This window comes from Streptomyces spiralis (assembly GCF_014654675.1).
Taxonomy (GTDB): Bacteria; Actinomycetota; Actinomycetes; order Streptomycetales; family Streptomycetaceae; genus Streptomyces; species Streptomyces spiralis.
Genome location: NZ_BNBC01000119.1, coordinates 1 through 2840 on the forward strand (window position 1 = coordinate 1; position 2840 = coordinate 2840).

The 2840-nt window shown below is 66.7% G+C and carries 3 protein-coding genes and 2 pseudogenes; 3 read left to right on the forward strand and 2 right to left on the reverse strand.

Going from position 1 to position 2840, the window contains the following annotated elements; all coding sequences use genetic code 11:
- The first annotated feature begins 119 nt into the window (after window positions 1–119).
- A pseudogene (locus tag IE318_RS44180) lies at window positions 120–816 on the forward strand (IS5 family transposase).
- 8 nt (window positions 817–824) lie between these two features.
- On the opposite strand, the gene IE318_RS46055 reads toward IE318_RS44180, so the two are convergent.
- Window positions 825–1085 carry a DUF6193 family natural product biosynthesis protein gene (locus IE318_RS46055; protein WP_308438644.1) on the reverse strand — a complete coding sequence of 87 codons (261 nt, stop codon included), beginning with the start codon at window positions 1083–1085 and terminating at the stop codon, window positions 825–827.
- A gap of 208 nt (window positions 1086–1293) precedes the next feature.
- On the opposite strand from IE318_RS46055, the gene IE318_RS44185 reads away from it, so the two are divergent.
- Complete coding sequence (locus IE318_RS44185; RefSeq protein ID WP_189908463.1) at window positions 1294–1755, forward strand: GNAT family N-acetyltransferase; 462 nt, start codon at window positions 1294–1296, stop codon at window positions 1753–1755.
- A 9-nt stretch (window positions 1756–1764) separates the two neighbouring features.
- On the opposite strand, the pseudogene IE318_RS44190 reads toward IE318_RS44185, so the two are convergent.
- Window positions 1765–2103 (reverse strand): annotated as a pseudogene (locus IE318_RS44190) (transposase); the annotation flags it as partial.
- A 502-nt stretch (window positions 2104–2605) separates the two neighbouring features.
- On the opposite strand from IE318_RS44190, the gene IE318_RS46060 reads away from it, so the two are divergent.
- Window positions 2606–2764, forward strand: coding sequence for an RNA polymerase sigma factor (locus tag IE318_RS46060; protein WP_229904218.1), 159 nt, complete (start codon window positions 2606–2608; stop codon window positions 2762–2764).
- The last annotated feature ends 76 nt before the right edge of the window (window positions 2765–2840 follow it).

Consider the following 2840-nt stretch of genomic DNA (forward strand, 5'->3'; position numbering starts at 1 on the left):
CACCGACCCCACACCGGCATCAGCGGCCAAACACCAGCCAGCCGCGTCACCAACCTGTCCGGCCAGCACACCTAGGGTCTGTTGCGAAAGTGGATCTTGGTCGTGGATGATCGCGCTTTGTGAGGCGTGGTGACCTGACGAACGGCCAGTGGGCTCGGCTGGAGCCGTTGTTGCCGCAAGGCATCAAGCCGGGCCGTCCGCCGGTGTGGACTCGGCGGCAGCTGATAGACGGCATACGGTGGCGGACCCGAACTGGTGCCCCCTGGCGTGATGTGCCCGAGCGGTACGGCCCGTGGGACCGGGTTTACGACCTGTTCCGACGGTGGCAGCGCAATGGCACGTGGGCGCGGATCGTCGACCAGCTCCAGGCCCAGGCCGATGCGAAGGGCCTGATCACGTGGGATGTGAACGTCGACTCCACCGTCTGCCGGGCTCATCAGCATGCCGCCGGGGCGTCGAAAAGGGGGATCTGCAAAAGGAGCCGCCCGGTGGCCTTGCCGTCGAACCGGCCGACCACGGTCTCGGACGTTCCCGAGGCGGGCTGACCACGAAGATCCACCTCGCCGTCGAGCAGGGGCAGAAGCCCCTGAGGCGACCCTCCCGGTCCCTGCCGACCGTGTCCGCAACCGCCAGAAGCTTGGGTCCCGGGGTGGTCAAGCGCCGAAGTTCGACAAAACCGACTACCGCGAGCGGCATGCCGTCGAGTGCGTCATCAATCGTCTCAAGCGCCATCGGGCCGTGGCCACGAGATACGACAAGCTCGCCGTCCGCTACGAGGCGACGGTACTGGTCGCGGTTCTCAATGAGTGGTTATGACAGCGTGACTACGTCTGCGGCAAGTTGTTCACCACGAGCGCGGTGGCTTCCGCGGGCGTCGCAACCTCGCCCAGGAGGGCGGCGTAGCCGGCTGAATAGACCTGGTACGGCGGTCCGCCGTAGACGATGAACGGAACGTCGTCGTGATCTGATCCGCTCCAGGGCGGGGCACTGCGCAGGAAGTGCAGCGTGCCGTGCGTCGGGAAAGGAAACAGGCCGCGCAGGCGTGGCTCGGCGTGCCTGATCTGCGTTCCAAGAGCCAGCGCCAGGCGGTCGCGATGTCAGGGGCTTCAGACATGGGCACATCTTCGAAGTTCTCGGCGGTAGCCACAAGTTAATCCGCCGACAGCCACGACTTTCCCAACAGGCCCTAGCTTGTGTTTCTATGCCGGAGTGAATATCGAAAGCTCTGGAGTGCCTGATGAGAGGCCGAGCCGCTGGATCCGGCAGAGGGCTGATGGTGACGTTGAGGAGTGTGTGCGGGTCCTCGCGGAGGTCCATGCGCTCGACGGCTATCCGGTGAACTGGCCTGATCAGCCGGGCGAGTGGCTGTCACGCGGTCCCCTGCTGGGCTCCTGGGTTGCCGAACTCGAAGGCGGCCTGGTTGGGCATGTCAGTTTGTCGCAAGGCGGCGAAGGCGATCTGGCCCCGATGCTGTGGAGCGAGCGGAACGGGGCGACGCGGGGCATGACCGCTGTGGTCAGCAGGTTGTTCGTCGCGCCACAGGCAAGGGGACATCGGATCGGTGCACTGCTGATCGGTCGCGCAGTGGAGGAAGCGCGGCGTCGTGGCCTGCATCCGGTGCTCGACGTCGTCGCATCCGATACCGCGGCGGCAGCCCTGTATGAGCGGCTGGGCTGGGAGCTGATGGCCACAGTCGAGCAGCAGTGGAGTCCGCACCAGACGGTCGCCGTCCGCTGTTACACAGCGCCATCATGACGCGGCCGGTCATAGCCACTCGTTGATTGCCGAGACGAGGACGGTCGCTTCGTAGCGGACCGCGAGCTTGTCATACCGTGTGGCCACGGCCCGATAGCTTTTAAGGCGGTTGATGCCGCATTCGACTGCGTGCCGAGCTTTGTAGTCCTGCGGGTCGAACTTCGGCGGCCGGCCGCCGCGCGAACCACATTGCTTGCGGTTGCGGGTCTGGTCGGCTTTGTCCGGGATGGTGCAGCGGATCCCGCGCCGCCGCAGGTAGGCGCGGTTCTTTCGGGAGGCGTATGCCTTGTCGGCCCGCACGCGATTGGGCCGGCTGCGCGGCCTTCCCGGGCCAAGACGCGGGACGCGGCCTCAGCGCTCCCTGCGATGCCGGACGCGTGGTGTGAGCCGGCCGGTGGGGGCTTGATCGGCCTGCCGCAGCCAGACACATGACCGGAACTATTGCATAGGCCATGATGTGCGCTGACGCGCCGCCCAGTGGCGGCATGGGGTGGGGGTGTAGCGGTGCAGGATCTGACAGGGAACGATCCGCGTGTTCGGACCAGGTCGAGGTCGCGCAACTCGACCAGCGCCTGGAGCTTGGCTGCGGCACGGACGGTCTGCGTCAAGCCGACACGGCGGCTCAGGGCGTCCTCGAGGAAGCGCACCGCGCGGCCGTCGGGACTCTTGGCGAGGTACGTGGCGAACAGGGCGCCCTGCTCCTTGAGTCGGGACTCCTTGCGGGACTGGGCTGCGGTGCCGACCTTGGTGGTGCCGTCAGCGAACGTCGCCACGCGCGCAGCTGCCGGCACTGGAGTCCCCCCTCGGCCTCTACACGGCCATCGCCGCCCTGCCCGAGCGCCAGTTCGACGTGATCATCCTGCAGTACGTGCTGGGCTACCCCTCCAAGCAGGTCGCCAACATCATGGGCATCAACGCGGGCACCGTCCGGACCCACCGGCGCCTGGCCCGCAAGCGGGTCGCCACCAAGCTCGGCATAGACCTGGGTGACGACGAGGAAAAGGAGTAAGAGGCCCTAACAAAGCCTCTGGACGTGGCGGTGGGTGATCAGGCAGACGGCGAGTCCGAGGAAGGCTTCGTGGATG